We start from the raw sequence: 22,227 nt of genomic DNA on the forward strand, positions 1-22,227 counted from the left end.
CGCACCGTAGTTGAATCGTGGTTAGCTGCGGTCGCCCTTGGCGGCCGCAGCGTCACGCACACGCTTTTCCTCTGCCCGGACGGCGGCCAGCGAGGCGCGCTCTTCCTGCAGCCACACCGGACGGTCGGCGAGCAAGGCCTCGATCTGTTCGGTGGTCAACGCCTCGGTGATTTCGGCGCGGGCCAGGCCAGCGATCGAAACGTTCAGCTTGTGGGCCACCACGGGGCGCGGATGCGGGCCGTTGGCACGCAAGTCTTCGAGCCACGCCGGCGGGTTGGCCAGCAATTCGTCGAGCCCGGCCCGGGTGACCGGACCCTCCTGGAACTCGGCCGGAGCTGCGGGCAGGTAGATGCCCAATTTCTTTGCGGCAGTCGCCGGCTTCATGTTCTGTGGGGTTTTCTCGCTCATGTGCACTAGCGTACCGGTACGCTGGGGTGGTGACAGGACTAAAAATCGCCTATGTACCGGGCGTCACGCCCGGCAAATGGCTGACCAGGTGGAACGAACGTTATCCACAGAACCCGCTGCAGGCCCTGCGCTACGACGGGGAGGCGATCCTGGCGCGCCTGGACACCGGGGAATCGGACGTCGTCTTCGTCCGCTTTGCCACCGGAACCTCGCCGAAGACCCCCGCGATCCACGTGATTCCTCTCTACGAGGAGTCCCAAGTCGTTTGCGCAGCCAAGGACCACGACATCGAGCTCTACGAGGAGACGGTCCCCTACGCGGATCTCTCCGGCGAGAACTTCCTGGACCTGGCCGACTACCCCGAATCCGTGGGCGGGACCGCGATGGCCATGGAGGTCGCCTCCTCGGGCGCGGGCCTGCTGGTGCTGCCGATGGGCGTTGCCCGCCTGCACCACCGCAAGGACGTGGTGCACAAGGTGCTTGAAGGCGTCCCCGGCACCAGCGTCGGCATCGCCTGGCTGGCACCGGTGGGGGACGAACCCGCCGACCCGGTCATCGAGGAATTCATCGGGGTGGTGCGCGGCCGCGGGGAGAACTCCTCCCGGCAGGCCTCGGTGGCCCAACGCCAGCAGGAACAGGCGGTCGAGGCCCGCAAACAGCGCCAGAGCAGCCAATCCGAGGCGGCCAAGGACGCGAAGAAGGCCAAGACCAAGAGGAAGGCAGCCGCCTCCGGGTCCCGGCCCGGGGCCAAGCGCGGCGCAAAGCCCGCCTCCCGCGGCCGCAAGCGCTGATCCCTCCCTTCCGCATCGCCCAGGCCCGTCCGGCTCCCCGTTCCGCAGGGGGAGCCGGGCGGGCCTTCGTGTTCGGCGGCGCCGTCCGCCCGCTTTCGCCACCGCGTGCCACCGTGCCTGTGATGCGGGAAACATGAGACGCTGGTCGCAAAGCCAATCACAAGGGAGTGCACATGGATTTCGGGACCTACCGGACTTTGCTCGTTGAACAGCGCGACGAGGCGCTGGTCGTGACCATCAACCAGCCGGCGTCGATGAACGCGCTGGCCGCCGCCGTGGTCGAGGACCTCCACGCGCTCACCGGCGTGCTGGCCGACCTCGGCACCGACGCCAACTGGCCGGTGCGCGGGATCATCATCACCGGGGCGGGGGAAAAGGCCTTCGTCGCCGGGGCCAACATCGTGGAAATGAACTTGATGGGCCCTCAGGAGGCGCTGGCCTACGGCAAGCGCATGCACGAGGTCACGTTGCGCCTCGAGGCCCTCCCGGTTCCCGTGATCGCCGCGGTCAACGGATTCGCCCTGGGTGGCGGCTGCGAACTGGCCATGGCCTGCGACTTCCTCTACGCCTCCGCCAACGCCAGCTTCGGCCAGCCCGAGGTCAACCTCGGCCTGGTGCCAGGCTTCGGCGGTTCGGTGCGCCTGCAGCAGCGCGTGGGCATCGGCATGGCCCGCGAGCTGATCTACACCGGCCGGCGCATCAAATCGGCCGAGGCGCTGCGCATCGGACTGGTCAACCGGATTCTGGAAGACAACGCGGCGCTGCTGGAGGCCGCCCTGGCCACGGTCGCCGAGATCGCCTCCAAGGCTCCAACCGCGGTGGCCAACGTGAAGCAAGCGATCAACGAGATCGCCGGGCTGGACGTCGTCGCCGGGCTGGAGGCCGAGGCCCGCTCCTTCGTGAAGGCCTTTGCGACCGAGGATTCCGTGGTGGGGCGCGCGGCCTTCGTGGCCAAGTCCGCCCCCGAGTTCCCGGGCCGCTAATGCCGTTTACGGCCCCGCCGGCGCACCACGCCTACGGCCCGCACCCCAGCCAGTACGCCGAGCTGTGGCTCCCCGAAACACGCCTGCACCGGGTCATCGCCGTGATCATCCACGGCGGGTTCTGGCGGCAGGCCTACGGCGCGGAACTGGGCCGCCCGCTGGCCGCCGACCTGGCCGCGCGCGGCATCGTGTCCTGGAACCTGGAGTACCGGCGCACCGCCGGGGGCCAGGGCGGCTACCCGGAGACCTTCCACGATGTCGCGGCGGGACTCGATGCCCTTGATGCGGCGCTGGCCGCCGCCGGGATCCCGGACGGGCCGCGGATCGGGATCGGGCACTCGGCCGGAGGACACCTGGCGCTGTGGGCCGCGGGACGAAACCTGCTGCCCCCCGGCGCACCCGGGGCGTGCCCGCCGGAGGGCAGGACCCTTCAGGGCGTCGTATCGCAGGCCGGGGTGCTGGACCTGCAGCTGGCCCACGAACTGCACCTGAGCCACGGTGCCGCCGCCGAATTGATGGGCGCCACCCCGGAAGCCGCCCCGGGATCGTGGAAAAACGCGGATCCCGCGGCCCGGGCCCTGCCCGCGGTTCCGCTGGTGATGCTGCACGGGAGCAACGATGCGGACGTGCCGGTGGCCCTGGCCCGTTCCTTCGCCGCCCGCGCGCGCGCCGCAGGTGCCCCGGTGTCCTACCGGGAGCTGTCCGGGGACCACTACGGGCTGATCACCCCCGGGGACCCGGCCTGGGAAGCGAGCGTGGCGGCCCTGCTGGAACTCGAAGGGGCCCCCGCGCAACACCGCTGAGGTGGCCGGCGGGACGGAGAGCCGCGGCACACGCTGCGCCGCCGTTGGCTACCGACCGGTATATTGAAGTCGACACCCCCGAACCAAGGATGAGGAGCCCGATGTGCTGACGGTCATAGGCGAGGCCCTGGTCGACGTGCTTTCCGGCGGGATCAGCGCGCCGCGCTCCTTCGTCGGCGGCAGCCCGCTGAACGTCGCCGTCGGCCTGGCCAAGCTGGGGCACCCCACCACCTTCATCGGACGCTGGGGCAAGGACGAGTACGGGGTGATGATCCAGCAGTCGCTGGCCGCCAACGACGTGCGCTACATCTGCGGTCCCGACGACGCCCCGACCTCCACCGCGCGCGGGATCCTGGATCCCGTGGGCGCCGCCAGCTACACCTTCGACATGCACTGGGACCTGCCCGAGCTGCCCGCCGACACCCCGGCGCTGGCCGAGGCCCGGGCCGTGCACACCGGTTCGCTGGCCACGCTCGTGGAACCGGGCGCCTCCAAGGTGCGCAAGCTCATCGAGGCCGCCCGCCCGCACGCCACGATCTCCTACGACCCCAACATCCGCCCCTCGCTGGTCACCGACCATGCCAAGGCGGTGGCCGACGTCGAACGCTTCGTCGCGCTGGCCGACGTGGTCCGGGCCTCGGATTCGGACCTCGAGTGGCTCTACCCGCACCGCAGCGTCGAGGACACCGCCGCCGCCTGGCTGGACCTGGGCCCGGCGCTGGTCATCGCGACCTACGGTTCCGGCGGCCCCTGGGGGCTGGTGAAGGCCGGCACGGCGCGCACCGCCGCACCGGTGGTGGATGTCGCGGACACCGTGGGCGCCGGGGACTCGTTCATCTCCGCGATGATCTCCGCCCTGGAGTCCCGTGGGCTGCTGGGCAGCGAACGGCGCGAGCACCTGCACGCGCTGGACACCGGAACGCTCACCGAGATCCTGGACTATGCCGCCCGCGCGGCGGCGATCACCGTCTCGCGGCCCGGCGCAAACCCGCCGACCCGGCAAGAAATTTCCTGAGCACAGAGGCATGTGGGGGCAAACGGACATGGATGTGCGGCTGGTCGCCAGCGACCTGGACGGAACCATCATCCGCGCGGACGGGACCATTTCCGCCCGCACCATCGAGGCGTTCCGCCGCGCCCGCGAGTCCGGGATGCACATCGTCTTCGTCACCGGCCGGCCGATGCGCTGGCTGGACCCGGTGCGCCGGGCCTTCGGCCACCTGGGCACCGTGATCTGCTCCAACGGCGCGGTGCTCTACGACCTGGAATCCGAGTCCCTGATCTCCGCGGCGACCATCGAACCCGCGGCGCTGCTCGAGGTCCGCGACATCATCCTGCACGCCGAGCCCACGGCCACCTTCGCGGCGGAAACCACCCGCGGACTGCACCTGGGGGCCGGATTCGCCGAACCCGGGGACACCGAACGCCTCGGGGAAATCCGGGCGCTGGACCTGGGCTCGGCGGACCTGCAGGAGGCGGGCGTGGTGAAGTTCCTGGCCAAGTCCCGCACCCGGGACTCCGACGCCTTCATGGCCGCGGTCGCCGGGCCCCTGGCGCACCTGGTCTCGGTGACGCACTCCGCCTTCGATGTCGCGCTGCTGGAAATGGCGCACGTGGACGTGGACAAGTCCGTGGCGCTGGAAGCCTATGCGGCCGCGCTGGGGATCGGCGCCGACGAGGTCGTCGCGTTCGGGGACATGCCCAACGACCTGCGGATGCTCTCCTGGGCCGGGCACGGATACGCCATGGCCTCCGGACACCCGAGCGCGCTCCTGGCCGCCGCCAACCTGGCCCCGGGCGTCGAGGACGACGGGGTGGCCCGCATCCTGGAGGACATCCTGGCCGGACGCACACCGGAAACACGCTAGGCACACATCAACCAGGCCCGTTCCTGCGGGCGGAACCGACGGGGAAGCACACCATGATCGAGGCACCACGGGCCGGGACCGCACCGTACCTGCGCAACACCGCAGGCTCGCCGCTGGCCGGCTCCGCGCTGGCGTTCTCCCACCGCGGGTTCGCGCCGAACGGCGAGGAAAACACCCTCAAGGCCTTCGGTGCCGCCGTGGAGCTGGGCTTCGGCTACCTGGAGACCGACGTGCGCGCCAGCAAGGACGGGGTGCTGATGGTGTTCCACGACGAGGACCTGCGCCGCCTGGCCGGGGACAACCGCAAGGTTTCCGAATGCACCGCGGCCGAACTGGCACGGCTGCGCGTGGCGGGGGAACCGATTCCCACCTTCGACCAGCTGCTGGAGGGCTTCGGGCACGCGCACTTCAACGTCGACGTGAAGGATCCGGCCTCCGCGGACCTGCTGGCCCGCGCGATCCGGCGGCACGGGGCCGGAGACCGGGTGCTGGTGGCCTCGTTCAACGGGCGGCGCCGCAGGATGGTGCAGCGGCTGCTGGCCGCCTCCGGGGGCCCGGTGGCCGCCAGCCCCGGGGTGCTGGGGGTCGGTGCGGCGGCACTGCTGGGTCCACTCCTCCCGCTGCCGCGTTCCTGGTTCCGCAACGTCGCGGCCCTGCAGGTCCCCGAACGGCAGGGGGCCCTGAGGGTGGTGGGCCCGAATTTCATCCGCCATGCCCACGCCGCCGGACTGCAGGTCCACGTGTGGGTGGTCAACGAGGAAGCGGACATGCACCGGCTGCTGGAGATGGGCGTGGACGGGATCATGAGCGACAACGCCGACGTCCTGGCCCGGGTCATGGCCGTCCGCGGGATCTGGCCGCAGGACCGCCCGGCCGGCTGAAACCGCGCCGGCCGGCAACCCCGCGGCTCAGGCCGTGGTGGCCGCCAGCGAGGCCAGCGGTTCGAGCACCTTCGGCGCCCAGCGCTGCAGGGCCGGTTCGTCGGCCTCGGCCAGCAATTGCAGCCAGGTCTCGTGGGTGTGCAGCGGGGAGATCCGCAGGGCCGGGGCCACCAGGGCGTAGAGCTCGTCCGGGGACCCGTAGTCGTCCCACGCGGCAAGGTACGCACCGATGGCGGCGATGATCCGCGGGTCGTCGGCCGGGGCCCGGAAATCGATCCGCATCCGCTCGATGGGACGGGCCAGCGAGGCGAAGGGGTGTGCCCAGTGCGCATCGCCGAGGTTCAGGATCCGCGGTGCGGAGGTCTCGTCGGTGGGGGCGAAAACCCGGCGGCGGTCGAAGGAGCCGTGCTCCAGGCTCAGCGGGATCGGGCCGGCGATGAGCTGCGCGCAAGCTTCTTCGATGTCCTTGAGCGCTGCGAAGGCGTGGTCGGCGTCGCGGGCCGGGATGCCCAGCGGGTGTTCCGCGGGCAGCGAGGCATGCAGGGTGAGGGCGTTGTTGAACTCCTCGGGGATCCATGCGGGATCCAGGATCTGCAGGCCGGCGTCGAACAGGGCCTCCTCGCTGGGCACGAGCTCGCGCTGCAGCCCGCCGAGGGCGCCGAGCGCGCGGGCCCACAGCTCAGGGGTCGTGGCCAGCTCGTCGAGGGTTGCGCCGTAGTCGGGGGACAGCATCCAGCCGCGGTCCGGGTCGATCGCCAGCGGCATGACCAACCGGTCCGGGACCAGGGACGCGGCGGCGGCGGTCAACGGAGGCTCGAACAGCTGCCCGGGCGCCACGGCCTTGAAGAACAGCATCCCGGCGTCGGTGGGCACCCGCAGGTGCGTCGCGCGGATCGATGAAGATGCGTCTTGAAGTGCATCTATACGCTTGATGGAATATGCCTCGCAGGCCATGTCCACCCAAGAGAGCACCTCGGCGCGCCAACCGTCTTCCGTCCAAGTCTTAATCCACTGAGCCACGTGTTCCATGGTAGCCAGTGAATCGTCGGCTTTGCTGGGAGAGGGTCCCGGCGCACGTTGCGCGGGGCCTGCCTACCCCTTGGCGGAGCCGGCCATCAGCCCGCGCACGAAGTAGCGCTGCAGCGCGAAGAACACGGCCAGCGGCACGATCATGGCCACAAACGCCCCGGCGGTGAGCAGGTGCCAGTCCTGCCCGCGGCTTCCGGTGATCTCCGCCAGGAGCTTGGTGATCGGGGCGACCGCGCCGTCGGCGAAGATCAACGCGACCAAAAGGTCGTTCCACACCCAGAGGAACTGGAAGATCGAGAACGCGGCGATCGCCGGGGCCGTGAGCGGAAGCACGATCCGGAAGAAGATCTGCCCGTGGCTGGCCCCGTCGACCCGGGCCGCCTCGATGATCTCGTTGGGGATCTCGGCAATGAAGTTGTGCAGCAGGAAGATCGCCAGCGGCAGCGCGAAGATGGTGTGCGCGATCCACACCTGCGCGTAGCCGGCCTGCCCGAACGCGCCGATGACCGGGACCCCGAAGAGCTCCCCGGCGGCAAAGAGCCGCAGCAGCGGCACCAGCGCCATCTGGATGGGCACGATCTGCAGCGCGAAGACCAGCACGAAGAGCAGGTCCTTGCCCGGGAAGCGCATCCAGGCGAAGGCGTAGGCGGCCATGGTGGCCAGCACCAGCGGGATCACGGTGGCCGGCAGGGTGATCGCGATCGAGTTGATGAACGACCCGGCCATGGTCAGCTGCGAGTTTCCGGCCTGCAGCACGGCGGCGTAGTTGTCGGTGGTGAAACCCCAGTTCTGGAACAGGGTCCACCAGCCGGTGGTGCGCACCTGCTGCGCCGGGCGGAACGAGGAGACCAGCAGCCCGATGGTCGGGACGGTCCACAGCGCGGCAATGAGCAGGGCCGCAAGGGTGGCCCAGCGGTTGGTCAGCCGGGTCTTGGCCAGCGAGGCGGCCGGGCGGCCGCGCCGCACCCCGGGATCGGTTGCCGCGGGGGCCTCTTCGGTTCTGGCGAGCGTGGACATCAGCGCATCTCCCTTTGCATCTTGATCTGCCGGGCGTTGTAGATGACGATGGGCATCACCATGAGGAAGAGGATCACGGCGAACGCCGCGGAGCGCCCGGCCTCGAAGTTGCGGAACTGGGTGTACATCTCGTTGGCGATCACCGAGGTGTCGTTGGCGCCGGCGGTCATGGTGCGCACTATGTCGAAGACCTTCAGCGAGGCGATCGAGATGGTGGTCAGCACGACGACCAGCGAGGAGCGGATGCCCGGCAGCGTCACGTTGGCGAAGCGCTGCCAGCCGTTGGCCCCGTCAAGCTCGGCCGCCTCCAGCTGCTCGAGCGGCACCGCCTTGATCGCCGCGGAAAGGATCACCATCGCGAACCCGGTCTGCACCCAGATCAGCACGGCGATCAGCGCCACGGTGTTCCATGGGGATTCCTGCAGGAACTGCACCGGTTCCCCGCCGGCCCAGACGATCACCTGGTTCAGCAGGCCGATCTGCTCCGAGTCCGCGGGCCGCGCGGTGTAGACGAAGCGCCAGATGATCGAGGCGCCCACGAAGGAGATCGCCATCGGCATGAACACCAGGATCTTGAAGAACTTCTCCCCGCGGGACTTGTCGATGAACACCGCGTAGGCCAACCCGGCAATCGTGGACACCGCCGGGGCGATGAGCACCCACAAGATGGTGTTCAGCACCGTGCGGATGCCCGCGGGCTGGGTGAAGATCCAGATGAAGTTCTCCAGCCCCACGAATTCGGTGCCGCGGGAGTTCATGAAGGACTGCACGGTGGTCTGGATCGTGGGGATGACCAGTCCGGCCGCCAGCAGCAGCAGCGCGGGGGAGAGGAAGCCCACCAGCGCGAAGATGTACCCCGCCCCGTGCCGCGAGCGGTAGTCGAGCCAGAAGAGCAGCAAGCCCAGGAAGCCGGCGGCGACGATGGCCCAGGTGTAGGAATCCAGGATCGCGACCATCAGCAGCGGGAACAGGACGCAGGCGACGGCGCGGATGATCGTGAACCTGCGCCCGCGCCGCGGGGCCAGCTCGATGAGGAAGAGCAGCAGGAGCACCACGGCGCAGAACACCCCGATGATGATCGGGATCTGCGCCAGGGTGGGCAGCGTGCTGAGCCATTGCAGGAAGTTTGTCATGATGCGTCGGTGCCGGCCTTTCGAGGTGGCTGCCCGAGGTGCCCCGCGGTGGCGGGGTCACCTGCGCGCGATCCGGAGGCAATGCTGGAAGAGGCGTGCGGCCCGGGCATCGATGCCCGGGCCGGGAAACCGGGTGGGGTGGTGCGCCGGCGGGTCCGGGCAGTCGGGATGACCGCTCCGGACCCGACGGGCGCGGGTGCCGCGAGGCCCTAGGACGAGGGCCAGCCGGCCTCGATCGCCTTGAGCACCGTCTCGGAATCCGAGCCGTTGATCCAGTCGATCATGCCCTTCCAGAAGGTGCCGGCCCCGACGGAACCGGGCATCAGGTCGGAGGCGTCGAAGCGGAACGTCGTCGCCGGGTCCTGCAGGATCTTCACGGCCTCCTGCAGCAGCGGGTCGGACGCGTTGGCCGGGTCCAGGCCCTTGTTGGCCGAAAGCACCCCGCCGAGCTTCACGCGGGAGTTGGCCCACTCGGCGCTGGAGAGGTACTCCTGCACCTTCACCACCGACGGGTCGTCGCTGAAGGCTCCGACGATCTCGCCGCCGCCGGTGACCGAGTTGCCGGCCCCGTCCATCGACGGGGTCACGAAGCCCCACAGATCGGCGTCCGGGCCGACGGTGCCGCCGGCCTCGGTGACGAACCCGCTGAAGAACGACGCCTGGTGGTGCAGCGAGCAGTCGCCCTTGACCAGGACGTCGGCCACCGCACCGAACTCGGTGGCGTTGATGGAGGCCACGTCGCCGTAGCCGGCGTTGACGTACTTCGGGTTCTTCAGGATCTTTCCGACCTCATCGAGCGCGGACTTGATCTGCGGGTCGGTGAACTTCACCTCGTTGGCGACCCACTGGTCGTAGACGTCCTTCCCGGACTGGCGCAGCACCAGGTCCTCGACCCAGTCGGTGCCCGGCCAGCCGGTGGCGTCCCCGGAGCCGAAGCCGGCGCACCAGGGGGCCTTGCCCTTGTCTTTCTCGATCTGCGCGGTCAGGTCCAGCAGCCCCTGCCAGGTGGTGGGGACCTCGTAGCCCTTGTCCTTGAACTCGGAGGGCGAATACCAGATCCAGCCCTTGACGCTGGCCATCAGCGGGGCCCCGTACAGGGTGCCGTCCACGGTGCCGTACTTGGCCCAGTCCTCGGACCAGCCGGAGGCGACATTGGCCTTGACGCCCTCGGGCGCCGGCTTGAGGAACCCGCGGGTGGCCAGGTCCCCCAGCAGCCCCGGCTGCGGGAAGATCGCCAGGTCCGGGGCGTTGCCGCCCTGGGCACGCACGGCGATCTGGGTCTCGAATTCCTTGGAGGACTCGTACTTGATCTTGATGTTGTTTTCCTTGGACCAGTCGGCCCAGGACTGCTCCAGCAACTTGGCCTCGGCGTCGGCGATGGTGCCGTACAAGGTGACCTCCGACTTGCCCGTCGCCGCACCGGATTCGGTGCTGGCGGCGCTGGTTTCCGGGGCGCCCGGTCCCCCGCCGCAGGCGGTGAGCACCAAGGCTGCAACCCCCAGGCCCGCCAGCGAGGCATACGCCTTTCCCCGTCGTGATGTTTTCATCATTCCTCCTGCTCGGCCGGCTGGCCGCGGCCACCCGGTTCGTTATAGGAAGGGGAAGCGGTGAGCCGTCGGCCGCGAGCGCCGCAAGGGGGTGCCAGGCATCCAACGGGGGCGTGCCCCAGCGGGAACGAGGCCTCCCCGGTATGGACCACCGTGGTGTCCCCCATGAAGGCGAAGGGCCGCGGCCCACAGGGGACCGAAGCTCTTCTACTGCTCATCATGTAGAGCCGGCACCCGTTTTTCAAGGGTTTGGGGCAACATGACTGTTCGGGCAATGGCGAAGTGACTTGATCTTTTCGGGCCAGCGAAGCGCCGTGGGGCGGCCGGGCACCCCGCGCGGGCCGCGGGCGACACGGCCGGGACCCCCGGGGCGCTTCACGGGCGGGGGAACCGGTGGCTAGGCTGGAGTAAGCCGGGCCTGCCGGAACGGAAGCAATGCGGCGCATGCTCGCGCCGGAACCCTACGCGGCGCCGAAGCCGCAGCCAGAGAGATGGGAATCCAACACCATGCGTGAAGCCCTCGCCACCGGCGCCCCTTACCGTCGCCGTGACTTCAAGGCCGTGCTCTTTGACCTGGACGGGGTCCTGACCCCCACGGCCGAGGTTCATCGCGATGCCTGGGCGCAGCTTTTCAACGGCTTCTTCGCGGAGGCCGGCGTGACCCGCCCCTACACCGAGGACGACTACTTCGCGCTGGTCGACGGGCGCCCGCGTTACGAGGGGGTCGCCGCGGTGCTGGCGGATCGCGGGATCGAGCTTCCCTGGGGCCACGACACCGACGCGCCGGGCAGCACCAGCATCTGCGCGCTGGGGAACCGCAAGAACACGGTGTTCCGTGCAATCCTGCATTCGACGGGCATCGAGCCGTACCCCGGGTCGCTGGACTACCTGCGCCAGATCCAGGCCGCGGGGCTCGAGGTCGCCGTGGTTTCCTCCTCGCGCAACGCCGAGGAGGTGCTGGAGGCCGCGGGGCTGCGCGACGACTTTTCCGTGGTCATCGGGGGACTGCAGGCCGCCGCGCGCAACCTGGCCGGCAAGCCGGCCCCGGACACCTTCCTGGCCGCGGCCAGCGACCTGGGCTGGTCGCCCAACGAGTGCGTGGTCATCGAGGACGCGATCTCCGGGATCCAGGCGGCCGCGGCAGGCGGCTTCGGGATGGTGATCGGCGTGGGCAGGGACCAGCCGCACCGGGACCTGCGCGACGCCGGGGCCGACCTGGTGCTCGACGACCTGGACGAACTGGTCAACCAGCAGGCCCGCGACGACTGGGAGCTGGACGCCTGGTCCTACACCCGCGAGCATCCCCGTCCCATCGACCCGGGCGTGGAGCAGACTATCTTCTCGCTGGGCAACGGGTTTTTGGGTATGCGCGGGGATTCGCTGGGCATCGGGGAAAGCACCGAGGGGATGTTCATCAACGGGCTGCACGAGACCTGGAAGATCCGCCACGCCGAATCCGCGTTCGGGCTCGCCGAGGCCGGGCAGACCATGGTTGCGGCCCCCGATGCGCGCACCGTGCGGGTCTACATCAACGACGAGGCCCTGGAGATCGGGCGCACCGAGATCCTCAAGGACGAGCTGCGGCTGGACTTCAAGGACGGCACGCTGATCTCCGACACCCTCTGGCGCACCGCCCAGGGCCACCGGGTGATGGTGCGCACCCGGTCCATGGTCTCCTTCTCCGAGCGGCACCTGGCCCTGTTCCGCATCACCGTGCGGCTGCTCGACGCCCCCGCCCATGTCTTCGTGCAATCGGCGCTGATCGGCCAGTCCAATGCCCGGCCCGTCCCGACCCCGGCGGAGTCCGACGCCGGGGAGGTGCCCTTCGACCCGCGCAAGTCCGAGAGCAGCGGCGAGCCGTCGCTGCTCCCCGGCGGCACCCGGGACAAGGACGGGATCGCGGCGCTGAGCTACTACGTGCGCGGATCGAACATGTCGGTGGCCGCCGCGATCTCCCACGTGACCCGCATCGCCGGGGAGACCAGCGACTTCGTCGAGTCCTCCACCGTCACCCCCGAGCGCGTCGAGCACACGGTCTCCGCCTACCTGGAGAAGGACGAGGCGCTGCACATCGACAAGTTCGCCTCCTTCCACTCCTCGCGGCGGCACGACACCGCGGAGATGACCAGCCGCTGCGTGCGCGCGCTGAGCCACTTGGTCCCGCGCGGCGCGGACGAACTGTTCTGGGCCCAGCGCGAGTTCCTCACGGCGTTCTGGGAGAACTCCGACGTGGTGGTGCACGCGGCTGACCCGCTGCTGCAGCGCGCCGTCCGCTGGAACCTGTTCTCGCTGGCGCAGGCCTCGGCCCGCTCCGACGGGCTGGGGATCTCCGCCAAGGGGGTCTCGGGCACCGGCTACTCGGGGCACTACTTCTGGGACACCGAGATCTACGTGCTGCCGTTTTTGACCTATACCAACCCGCAATGGGCGCGCAATGCGCTGCGCGCGCGGGTCTCGATGATCCCCGCGGCCAGGCGCCGCGCGGCGACGCTGAACGAGCACGGCATCCTCTTTCCGTGGCGCACCATCAACGGCGAGGAGGCCAGCGCCTACTACCCGGCCGGCACCGCGCAGTACCACATCAATGCGGACGTGGTGTATTCGCTGGCCCGCTACGTGGGCGCCAGCGGGGACACCGGGCTGCTGCTGGGGGGCGGCGCGGAAATCGTGGTGGAGACCGCCCGGCTGTGGAACTCGCTGGGGTTCTGGCGCGAGACCAGCAAGGGGCGCAGCTTCCACATCCACGGGGTCACCGGCCCGGACGAGTACACCGCGGTGGTCAACGACAACACCTTCACCAACGTGATGGCGCGCTTCAACCTGAGCTACGCGGTCGAGCTGGTGGGCTACCTGGCGCGCGAATTCCCCGAGGACCACGCGCGCATCGTCGAGGAACTGGGCCTGGGGGACTCCGAGGTGCGGGACTGGCGCGATGCGGCCGCGGCGATGTTCATCCCGTTCTCCGAGACCGTGGGCATCCACCCGCAGGACGCCGGGTTCCTGAACCGCGAGGTCTGGGACATGCCGGGCACCGGCCCGGAGCACCGGCCGTTGCTGCTGCACTTCCACCCGCTGGTGATCTACCGTTTCCAGGTGCTCAAGCAGGCCGACACGGTGCTGGCGCTGTGGCTGCGTTCCTCGGACTTCTCCGCGGAGCAGAAACGCGCCGACTTCGACTACTACGATCCGCTGACCACGGGGGATTCCACGCTCTCGGCCACGGTGCAGGCGATCCTCGCCGCGGAGGTCGGCTACCGGGACCTGGCCTACGACTACTTCGAGCACGCACTGAACGTGGACCTGCTGAACCTGCACGGCAATGCGGCCGACGGGGTGCACGTGGCCTCCACCGGAGGGGTGTGGGCGGCGCTGGTCTATGGTTTTGCCGGGCTGCGCGACGACACCGGGGCCTGGCTCTTTGACCCGCGGCTGCCCGAGGACTGGGAGGGCCTGGAATTCAATTTGCGCCGCAACGACTCCTCGGTGCACTTCCACCTCACCGCTGACGCGTTGACCGCCTCGTTGCGGGCCGGGGACGACGAGGTGCACTTCTCGGTGCGCGGAGCCGCGCATGCGGTGTCCCCGCAGCATCCGGTGGTGTCCGTCCAGCTGCACGGTCAGGGCCCGGTGCTTCGGGGCGAGCCGTCCATCGAGGCGGTCTTTGCGCTGCAGCGCGACGACGGCTCCCCGCTGACCTCCAGCATCAAGAAGCTGACCCACGAGGAGGAGCTGGCCAACGAGCCGCCGATCACCATCATCGGGTAGCTTGCCGGCGCGGCCGCGGCACGAAAAACCGGGCGGGACCCCCGCGAGGGGGGTCCCGCCCGGTGCGGGTTGCCTCCCGCTAGCCGAGCTTGGAGTGCGTGGCCCCGCCGATGGCCTCGATCTCCGTCGGCTCGGTGCCGCGCACCTTGGCGATGGAACGCATCAGGTGGAAGACCACCAGCGTGGCTGCGGTGCCCAGGGCGATGCCGCCGAAGTCCATGGTGCCGATCGACAGGACGTTGTCCCCGAAGAGCGCGATGGCGATGATCAGCCCGGTGCCGGCGGTCATCAGGTTGATCGGGTTGGAGAAATCGACCTTGTTCTGCACCCAGAGCCGGGCGCCGACGATGGCGATCATCCCGTAGAGCACGATGCCCGCGCCGCCCGCAACCCCGGCCGGGATGGTGTTGATCAGCACGCCGAACTTCGGGAAGAACGCCAGCGCGATGGCCACGGTGCCCGCGATCCAGTAGGCGGCCGTCGAGTAGACGCGCGAGGAGGCCATGACCCCGATGTTCTCCGCGTAGGTGGTGGTGCCCGAGCCGCCGCCGAACCCGGCGATCATGGTGGCGGTGCCGTCGGCCATCAGCGCCCGGCCGTTCACGTCGTCCAGCTCGCGCCCGGTCATCAGCGCCACGGTCTTGACGTGTCCCACGTTCTCGGCGATCAGCACGAACACCACCGGCAGGAACAGCGTCAGGGTTTCGATGTGGAAGGTGGGTGCGGCGAAGTCGGGCAGCCCGAACCAGGCGGCCTGGCCGATGGCCGAGAAATCGACCTGGCCCTGCGCCCAGGCGGCGAGGTAGCCGACGATGATGCCCAGCAGGATCGACAGGCGCCCGAGCATCCCGCGGAAGAGCACCGTGGTGATGACGATGGCCAGCACCGTGGCGAAGGTGGTCAGCGGCACCTGCGTGATCTTGTCCGTGGTGGTGGTGGCCAGGTTCAGCCCGATCAGCGCGACGATGGTGCCCATGACCACCGGGGGCATCAGTGCGTGGATCCAGCCGGTTCCGGCCTTCTGCACGATGAGCCCCACGATGAACAGGCAGGCGCCGGCCATCACGATCCCGCCCAGGGCACCGCCCATCCCGTGCGTGGCCATGGCCCCGGTGACCGGCGCGATGAACGCGAAGGAGGACCCCAGGTAGGAGGGCACGCGACCCGCGGTGATGATCAGGAACAAAAGGGTGCCGACGCCGGTGAACAGCAGCGTGGTGGTGACCGGGAAGCCGGTGATGGTCGGCACCAGCACCGTGGCGCCGAACATCGCCATGACGTGCTGGACTCCCACGCCGACGGTCTGCGCCCAGGCGAGGCGCTCGTCGGGGGCCACCACCGTTCCGGGGGAGATGGACTTGCCGTCGCCGTGCAGGCGCCAGCCGATGCCGAATCGGTTGCTCATGGGGTGGGGCCTTCCGGGAAGGGGCGGGAGTCGGGCGTCGGGGGCGCGCGGTGCACAGCGCAAAACCCCCTCGTGCATTTTACCCGCCCGCCGCCCGGGGCCGGTGCCCCGGCACGTCCCGCCCCCGCGCGGCTACCGGGCAGCGACCGGTTCGCCGTGCCCGGCGGCGTCCGGGGCAAGGTGCCCGGACGCGCGCCGGGGTCCCGCTGCCGCCTCCGGGGCGTCGGCGGCGGTCTGCGCGAAGAACGCCAGCTCGTGGGCGCTGGAGGCCTCGAACGCACGCCACATCGCCGCCCGGGTGCGGGCATCGGCGCCCGCGTGCACAGCGGCCACCAGGTCGATGGCCGCCGCGGTGGCGGCGTCGAACTCCGGGGAGGAATAGGTGGCCAGCCAGTCGGCGTACGGGTGGCGGTCGTGGTTGGCCGCGGCCAACCGGGTGCCGGTGTCCTGGTAGATCCAGAAGCAGGGCAGCAACGCGGCGGTGAGCACCGCATAGTCGTCCCCGGCGGCCAGCAGGTGGTTCAGGTACGCGGTGGTGGTTGCCGAGGGCTCCGGGACCCGTTCGTCGAGCCGCCCGCGGTGCAGCTTCAGCTCCTCCTCGAGGCAGCCGCTGGCGGCCGCCGCCCAGAAGCGCTGCGAGGCGGTGTCCGGGGCCAGTTCCGCGGCCCGCGACATGGACCGCGCATAGGTGCGCAGGTACAGGGCGTCCTGGCCCAGGTAGTCCTCGAAGTGGGCCCGGGCCAGCGACCCGTCCTTCAGGGCGCGGATGAAGCCCAGCTCGTCGATGCCCGCGCGGATCGGGGCGATCCGTTCCCACCACTGCGCCAGCGGGTCCCCGGCCTGCGCCGGGCGCACCCCGTCCCAGAGCGCGGCGAAGTGGTTGACCGGGCCGTGCCCGGATCCGACGGACAGCTCGTCCGCGCGGGAGATGGCATCGGACAGCCAGTCCTTGGCACGGCGCAGCGCCGTGCCCCAGTTCCCGGTGCGCGCGTAATGCGTGGCCAGTGCGGCCGAGAGCGAGCAGCCGGTGCCGTGCGTGTTGCCGGTGGCGTGGCGCTCGGATTCGACCTCTAGCAGCACCCCGCCGGCGTCGATGAGCGCGTCGCGGCAGCGCTGGGTGGCCAGGTGCCCGCCCTTGGCCAGCACCAGCACGTCGTATTCCGCCGCGAGCATGCGTGCCTGGGACACCGCCGAGTCCCAGTCGGTGGCCTCGGGGCCGCGGGCCAGCACCGCGAGCTCGGGGATGTTGGGGGTGATCACGTCGGCATGGATGAAGAGCCGGCGCAGCGCCGCATCGGCGGCCGCATCCAGCAGCGAATCCCCGCTGGTGGCCACCATCACCGGGTCAAGCACGACGGCCGGCACGCGTCCGCCGGGGGCGCCGGGGGCGCCGGCGGCACCGCGGATTGTGGCCAGCCAGGTTCCCAGCTCGTCGATGACCTGGGCGTTGGCCAGCATCCCGATCTTGATCGCGTCGATGGAGATGTCCTCGGAGATCGCAAGCAGCTGCTCGGTGAGGAAGCCGGCCGGGGGCACGTGCACGGCGCGCACGCCGCGGGTGTTTTGGGCGGTCAGCGCGCTGACCGCCGCCATCCCGTAGCCGCCGGCGGCCGCGATGGACTTCAGGTCGGCCTGGATCCCGGCGCCCCCGGAGGGGTCGGAGCCGGCGATGGACAGGATGTTCTTGGTGGAATTCATGGTGTTCATGGCGTTTCCCCTTCCCAGAGGCTGATCAGGTCGGCGGTTGCGGCGCGCGGGTCATCCGCGGCGCAGATCGCCCGCACCACGGCCATCGAGGCGGCCCCGGCGGACCGAACGGCCGGGACGTCGGTGGCGTCGAGCCCGCCGATGGCGACCACGGGTGCATTGCTGCGGGCCACGGCGGCGGCCAGGCCCCCGTAGCCCAGCGGCTCCGGGTGGTCCTTCTTCGTCGGGGTCGCATGCACGGCGCCGACGCCCAGGTAGTCGATGGTGCCCGGGGCAAGCGCGTTGAGTTCGTTGGCCGCGTCGATCTCGCCGGCGGTGGAGGCGGATAGCCCGAGCACGGCGTGCGGCCCGATCAGCGTGCGGACCAGGTCCGCGGGGATGTCTGATTGGCCGATGTGCACACCCTGCACGTCGGCGCCGCGGGCCCGTGCGGCCAGGTACACGTCGATGCGGTCGTTGACCAGCAGGGTGGCCCGCCCGGAGGTGTGCTTGGCGCAGCTTTCCACGGTGTCGACGAATTCCCCGGCGGGCAGGTCCTTGCAGCGCAGCTGGATCGTGGTGATCCCGCCGGCCACCGCTGCGGCGGCGATGTCTTCGAGCGGGCGTCCGGCGGTGGAATTCGAGTCGAGGACCAGGTAGATTCCGGAGGCCATCAGGACAGCACCGCCGTGGCCGCGAGGTCGGCCGGGGCCAGCGCGTGCAGGGCGTCGAGGAAATGCACAGCGAAGCTTCCCGGCCCCGAGCTTGCCGCTGCGGCCCGTTCGGCGGCGGCGGAGTAGAACGCGTGGGCCGCGACGGTGGCCAACAGCGGGTCCCGGACCACGGGCAGGAAGGCCGCGCAGATCGCGCCCAGCGCGCACCCGCCGCCGGTCACCAGGGTGAGCATCTTGCTTCCGCCATGAACGTAGATGGTGCGCGCCCCGTCGGTCACCAGGTCCGCCTCCCCGGAGACGGCCACCACGGCGCCGCTGCGCAAGGCCAGGGAGCGGGCCGCGGCGGCGGCCGAATCGACCGTGTCGGTGGCCTCCACCCCGCGCCCGCCGGACCCGGCCTCGGCGAGCACCATGATCTCCGAGGCGTTGCCGCGGATCACCGTGGGGGAGACATCGCGCAGTCCCAGGGCGAAGTCGGTGCGCACGCGCAGCGACCCGACGGCCACCGGATCCAGCACCCAGCCGGTTTCCGCGGCGTTGGCGGCGGCCACCGCCTCGGCCATGGCGGCGCGCTGCTCGGAATGGGGGGTGCCCAGGTTCACCAGCACCGCGGAGGCCACCGACGCGAATCCGCCGGCCTCCCCGGGCACGTCGACCATCGCGGGGGAGGCCCCGGCGGCCAGCAGCACGTTGGCGGTGAAGTTGGTGACCACGGTGTTGGTCAACACCTGCACCAAGGGGGTGGAGGCGCGCAGCGCGCCCAGGGCATCGGCGAGCTCGCCGGGTGAAAAAACAATTGAAGGCGCCATGGATCCCATGAGCAACATCCCTCCGCTAGTACGAACTAGTTCAGGTTCTACGGGTCTTATCTCAGTCGGATCGCTGGCGCGCCGACACCCCGTGTCACTAGGCGCGAGCCTATCCCACCGCACGGGCGGGGCGTCAACTGCGCGTCGCGGCCTGTCGCGGCCCACGCGCACGCCGTATACGCTCTAGGCATGGGCATCACCGAGAATCCGCATCCATCCACCGCGCCGCGCGAGTCGCGCGCACTGAGCGAGCTCGAGCTGCCGCCGGTGGTGCCCGAGTCGCCTGAAAACATCGTGGAGATCGTCGCTTCGATGCACGACGTGGTCGCCACCCGGCTGGCCCACCCGCGGCGCTTCCGCGCCTCCCAGCTCAAGGCCCTGGAGCGGATGCTGGAGGCGCACGAGCAGGACTTCGTCGATGCGCTGGCCGATGACCTGGGCAAGAGCGGGGCCGAGGCGAGGATGACCGAGGTCGACATGGTGCGTGCCGAAATCGACCACGCGCAGCTGCACCTCTCCGAATGGATGGAGTCCAAGGCGGTCAAGATCCCGCTCGCGCTGCACCCGGCGGCAGCCAAGATCGAGCCGCAGCCGCTGGGCGTGGTGCTGGTCATCGGTGCCTGGAACTACCCGCTGCAATTGATCCTCGCCCCGCTGGTCGCCTCCATTGCCGCCGGCAACGTCACGGTGCTCAAGCCCTCGGAGCTGGCCCCGGCCACCAGCGCGCTGCTCGGGCGGCTCGTTCCGCAATTCATGGACCGGCGGGCGTGCGCCGTGGTCCAGGGCGGCGCGTCGACCTCCAAGGTCCTGCTGGAACAACACTTCGACCACATCTTCTACACCGGCGGGGAACGCGTGGGGAAGATCGTGGCCCGCGCGGCGGCCGAGCACCTGACCCCGGTGACCCTGGAGCTGGGCGGCAAGTCCCCGGCCGTGGTCATGGACGGGTCCTCGGCGGCGGTCGCCCGCCGGCTGGCGTTCGGGAAGTTCATGAATGCCGGGCAGACCTGCGTGGCGCCGGACTACGTGCTGGCGGTGGGGGACGCGGCGCGGAACCTGGAAAAGCAGCTGTCAAAGGCCATCACGGGGTTCTACGGGAAGAATCCGCTGGCCAGCCGCGACTACGGGCGGATCGTGAACACGGCGCACTTCCAGCGCCTGGTGGCCATGCTGGGCGACGGGGACGTGGTCGTCGGAGGCGGGTACGACGAGGACACGCTGCAGATCGAACCGACGGTGATCACCAACGTGCACCCGGACTCGGCCCTGCTGCGCGAGGAGATCTTCGGCCCGATCCTGCCGGTCATCGCGGTGGACAGCTTCGATGCCGCCGTTCGCTTCATCAACGCGCGTCCCACCCCGCTGGTCGCCTACCTGTTTTCCGAGAACCCGCGGCTGCAGTCGTCCTTCGGGGACCAGGTGCGCGCCGGGGCCATCGTGCACAACGCGCCGAGCCTGCACCTGGCCGTCCCCTCGCTTCCGTTCGGGGGCGTGGGAGCCTCCGGCATGGGTGCCTACCACGGGCGGCATGGGTTCGAGCGGCTCTCGCAGATGCGCGCGGTGATGGGCAAGACCACGGTGGTGGACACGCTCAAGGCCGTCTACCCGCCGTACACCTGGGCCAAGTCAAAGATCATCAAACGCCTGATGTAGACATGCCCGGGATCGCATACCTGTAGGTGGTCGGCTGTTTCGGGGCGGGTGCGGTGTGGCCGCGCCCGCCCCGCACCACCTGGCTCAGCCCAGGACGGTGTCCACGATGGTCCTGGCCTCGTCCTGCACCCGGGCCAGGTGCTCGGCGCCCAGGAACGACTCGGCGTAGATCTTGTACTTGTCCTCGGTGCCCGAGGGGCGCGCGGCGAACCAGGCGTTTTGGGTGGTGACCTTCAGCCCGCCGATCTTTGCCCCGTTGCCCGGCGCCTCGGTCAGCCGCGCGGTGATCTTTTCACCGGCCAGCGAATCGGCGGTGACGTCGCTGGCGGACAGGTTCGCCAGACGGGCCCTCTGGTCCCGGTCCGCGGCGGCGTCCAGGCGCGCATAGCTGGGGGCCCCGTGCTCGGCGGCCAGCGCCGCGTAGTGCTTGGACGGGGAGGAGCCGGTGACCGCGGTGATCTCGCTGGCCAGCAGCGCCAGCAGGATCCCGTCCTTGTCGGTGGTCCAGGTGCGCCCGTCGCGGCGCAGGAACGAGGCACCGGCCGATTCCTCGCCGCCGAAGGCACCGGTTCCGTTCAGCAGGCCCGGCACGAACCACTTGAAGCCCACCGGGACCTCCACCAGGGTGCGCCCAAGCTTCGCGGCCACCCTGTCGATCATCGAGGAGGACACCAGGGTCTTGCCGATCCCGGCGTCCGTGGACCAGCCGGTGCGGTGGGTGTAGAGGTATTCGATGGCCACGGCCAGGAAGTGGTTGGGGTTCATCAGCCCGGCATCCGGGGTGACGATGCCATGGCGGTCGGCGTCCGCGTCGTTGCCCGTGGAGATGTCATAGGCGTCGCGCGCGGCGACCAGCGAGGCCATCGCGTGGGCCGAGGAGCAATCCATGCGGATCTTCCCGTCGGTGTCCAGGGTCATGAACGCAAAGCGCGGGTCCACCCCGGGGTTCACCACGGTCAAATCCAGCCGGTGCCGCTCGGCGATCGCGCCCCAGTAGTCCACCGCGGCACCGCCCATCGGGTCCGCGCCGATGCGCAGCCCCGAGGCGCGGATCGCGTCGAGATCCAGCACCGAGGGCAGGTCGTCGACGTAGGAGGCGAGGAAGTCGAAGGCACCGATCTTGCCACCCAGGCGCGCGGCGCCCAGCGAGGTGCGCTTGACCCCGTCCAGCTTGGCCTCCAGCAGCTCGTTGGCGCGGTTCGCGATCCAGGACGTGGCATCGGTGTCGGCCGGTCCGCCGTGCGGCGGGTTGTACTTCAGCCCGCCGTCGGCCGGCGGGTTGTGCGAGGGGGTGATGATGATGCCGTCGGCGCGCGGCGCATCGGGGTTGGCGTTGTGCGCCAGGATGGCGTGGCTCAGGGCGGGGGTGGGGGTCCAGCCGGTGCGCGCGTCGGCGAGGATCGGCACGTCGTTGCCGGCCAGCACCTCCAGCACCGTGTCCTGTGCGGGATCCGAGAGCGCGTGGGTGTCCTTGCCGACAAACAGCGGGCCGGTGATGCCCGCGGCGCGCCGGTATTCGACGATTCCCTGGGTGATGGCGGCGATGTGGTCCTCGTTGAAGGAGCCGTTCATCGAGGTGCCGCGGTGTCCGGAGGTGCCGAAGGCCACGCGCTGTGCGGGGTCGGACGGATCCGGGTGGATGTCGAAGTACGCGTCGCGCACCGCTGAAAGGTCGATCAGGTCTTGGGGCAGTGCCGGGGTCCCGGCGCGAGGATGGGCCATGGCACCAGTTTCTCATTGATTGCCCGACGGCGCCCCGCCCACGTCGTTGGGCG

General features: G+C 70.1%; 18 protein-coding genes and 1 riboswitch. Of the genes, 8 read left to right on the forward strand and 10 right to left on the reverse strand.

Features of this window, described 5'->3' with window-relative positions:
• Positions 1–21: 21 nt before the first annotated feature.
• Positions 22–408 carry a DUF5997 family protein gene (locus BLJ79_RS18400; protein WP_071216236.1) on the reverse strand — a complete coding sequence of 129 codons (387 nt, stop codon included), beginning with the start codon at positions 406–408 and terminating at the stop codon, positions 22–24.
• A 29-nt stretch (positions 409–437) separates the two neighbouring features.
• On the opposite strand from BLJ79_RS18400, the gene BLJ79_RS18405 reads away from it, so the two are divergent.
• The 6 genes from BLJ79_RS18405 to BLJ79_RS18430 all read left to right on the forward strand — a co-directional run bounded on the left by BLJ79_RS18405 (position 438) and on the right by BLJ79_RS18430 (position 5,734).
• Positions 438–1,199, forward strand: coding sequence for a substrate-binding domain-containing protein (locus BLJ79_RS18405; RefSeq protein WP_139194962.1), 762 nt, complete (start codon positions 438–440; stop codon positions 1,197–1,199).
• Between the two features lie 173 nt (positions 1,200–1,372).
• Entirely contained in the window at positions 1,373–2,182 is an 810-nt protein-coding gene (locus BLJ79_RS18410; RefSeq protein ID WP_071216238.1) for an enoyl-CoA hydratase-related protein, read from the forward strand.
• Complete coding sequence (locus BLJ79_RS18415) at positions 2,182–2,985, forward strand: alpha/beta hydrolase family protein (RefSeq protein ID WP_071216239.1); 804 nt, start codon at positions 2,182–2,184, stop codon at positions 2,983–2,985. Before BLJ79_RS18410 ends, BLJ79_RS18415 begins: the two co-directional genes overlap by 1 nt.
• A 103-nt stretch (positions 2,986–3,088) precedes the next feature.
• Positions 3,089–4,000 (forward strand): carbohydrate kinase family protein, encoded by a 912-nt coding sequence (locus tag BLJ79_RS18420; RefSeq protein ID WP_071216240.1) that lies wholly within the window; start codon positions 3,089–3,091, stop codon positions 3,998–4,000.
• A 10-nt stretch (positions 4,001–4,010) separates the two neighbouring features.
• The gene (locus tag BLJ79_RS18425; RefSeq protein ID WP_083411462.1) at positions 4,011–4,853 is read left to right on the forward strand and encodes an HAD family hydrolase; all 843 of its coding nucleotides are present in this window, start codon (positions 4,011–4,013) and stop codon (positions 4,851–4,853) included.
• A gap of 53 nt (positions 4,854–4,906) precedes the next feature.
• Positions 4,907–5,734 (forward strand): glycerophosphodiester phosphodiesterase family protein, encoded by an 828-nt coding sequence (locus BLJ79_RS18430; protein ID WP_071216241.1) that lies wholly within the window; start codon positions 4,907–4,909, stop codon positions 5,732–5,734.
• A 27-nt stretch (positions 5,735–5,761) separates the two neighbouring features.
• Here BLJ79_RS18430 and BLJ79_RS18435 read toward each other — a convergent pair whose 3' ends face one another.
• The 4 genes from BLJ79_RS18435 to BLJ79_RS18450 form a co-directional block, all read right to left on the reverse strand.
• Positions 5,762–6,754, reverse strand: coding sequence for a hypothetical protein (locus BLJ79_RS18435; RefSeq protein WP_139194963.1), 993 nt, complete (start codon positions 6,752–6,754; stop codon positions 5,762–5,764).
• Positions 6,755–6,826: 72 nt separating this feature from the next.
• Entirely contained in the window at positions 6,827–7,780 is a 954-nt protein-coding gene (locus BLJ79_RS18440; RefSeq protein ID WP_071216243.1) for a carbohydrate ABC transporter permease, read from the reverse strand.
• A complete protein-coding gene (locus BLJ79_RS18445) occupies positions 7,780–8,913 on the reverse strand; it encodes a carbohydrate ABC transporter permease (RefSeq protein WP_071216244.1) in 1,134 nt (377 codons plus the stop codon). Before BLJ79_RS18445 ends, BLJ79_RS18440 begins: the two co-directional genes overlap by 1 nt.
• A gap of 209 nt (positions 8,914–9,122) precedes the next feature.
• Positions 9,123–10,460 carry an ABC transporter substrate-binding protein gene (locus BLJ79_RS18450; RefSeq protein WP_139194964.1) on the reverse strand — a complete coding sequence of 446 codons (1,338 nt, stop codon included), beginning with the start codon at positions 10,458–10,460 and terminating at the stop codon, positions 9,123–9,125.
• A 507-nt stretch (positions 10,461–10,967) separates the two neighbouring features.
• Between BLJ79_RS18450 and BLJ79_RS18455 the strand changes: the two genes are divergently transcribed.
• Positions 10,968–14,225 (forward strand): HAD-IA family hydrolase, encoded by a 3,258-nt coding sequence (locus tag BLJ79_RS18455; RefSeq protein ID WP_071216284.1) that lies wholly within the window; start codon positions 10,968–10,970, stop codon positions 14,223–14,225.
• Positions 14,226–14,304: 79 nt separating this feature from the next.
• Here the strand turns inward: BLJ79_RS18455 and BLJ79_RS18460 are convergent, their stop codons facing one another.
• The 4 genes from BLJ79_RS18460 to thiM all read right to left on the reverse strand — a co-directional run bounded on the left by BLJ79_RS18460 (position 14,305) and on the right by thiM (position 18,808).
• On the reverse strand, positions 14,305–15,630 hold the full coding sequence (locus BLJ79_RS18460) for a uracil-xanthine permease family protein (RefSeq protein WP_071216246.1): 1,326 nt from the start codon (positions 15,628–15,630) through the stop codon (positions 14,305–14,307).
• A gap of 132 nt (positions 15,631–15,762) precedes the next feature.
• Entirely contained in the window at positions 15,763–17,337 is a 1,575-nt protein-coding gene (thiD, locus tag BLJ79_RS18465) for a bifunctional hydroxymethylpyrimidine kinase/phosphomethylpyrimidine kinase (protein ID WP_071216247.1), read from the reverse strand.
• Positions 17,334–17,990 carry a thiamine phosphate synthase gene (gene thiE / locus BLJ79_RS18470; RefSeq protein WP_071216248.1) on the reverse strand — a complete coding sequence of 219 codons (657 nt, stop codon included), beginning with the start codon at positions 17,988–17,990 and terminating at the stop codon, positions 17,334–17,336. Before thiE ends, thiD begins: the two co-directional genes overlap by 4 nt.
• Positions 17,990–18,808: a hydroxyethylthiazole kinase gene (gene thiM / locus BLJ79_RS18475; RefSeq protein ID WP_071216285.1), complete on the reverse strand. Its 819-nt coding sequence runs from the start codon at positions 18,806–18,808 to the stop codon at positions 17,990–17,992. The genes thiE and thiM overlap by 1 nt, the downstream gene beginning before the upstream one ends.
• A riboswitch (TPP riboswitch) is annotated at positions 18,800–18,901 on the reverse strand. Its footprint overlaps the gene before it by 9 nt.
• Before the next feature lie 87 nt (positions 18,902–18,988).
• Between thiM and BLJ79_RS18480 the strand changes: the two genes are divergently transcribed.
• Positions 18,989–20,452, forward strand: coding sequence for an aldehyde dehydrogenase family protein (locus tag BLJ79_RS18480; protein ID WP_071216249.1), 1,464 nt, complete (start codon positions 18,989–18,991; stop codon positions 20,450–20,452).
• Positions 20,453–20,536: 84 nt separating this feature from the next.
• Here BLJ79_RS18480 and pgm read toward each other — a convergent pair whose 3' ends face one another.
• Positions 20,537–22,174, reverse strand: a complete 1,638-nt coding sequence (gene pgm / locus BLJ79_RS18485; protein ID WP_071216250.1) for a phosphoglucomutase (alpha-D-glucose-1,6-bisphosphate-dependent) — start codon at positions 22,172–22,174, stop codon at positions 20,537–20,539.
• Positions 22,175–22,227: the final 53 nt, after the last annotated feature.

Origin of the sequence: Arthrobacter sp. UCD-GKA (genome assembly GCF_001863355.1) — a bacterium.
Taxonomy (GTDB): domain Bacteria; phylum Actinomycetota; class Actinomycetes; order Actinomycetales; family Micrococcaceae; genus Paeniglutamicibacter.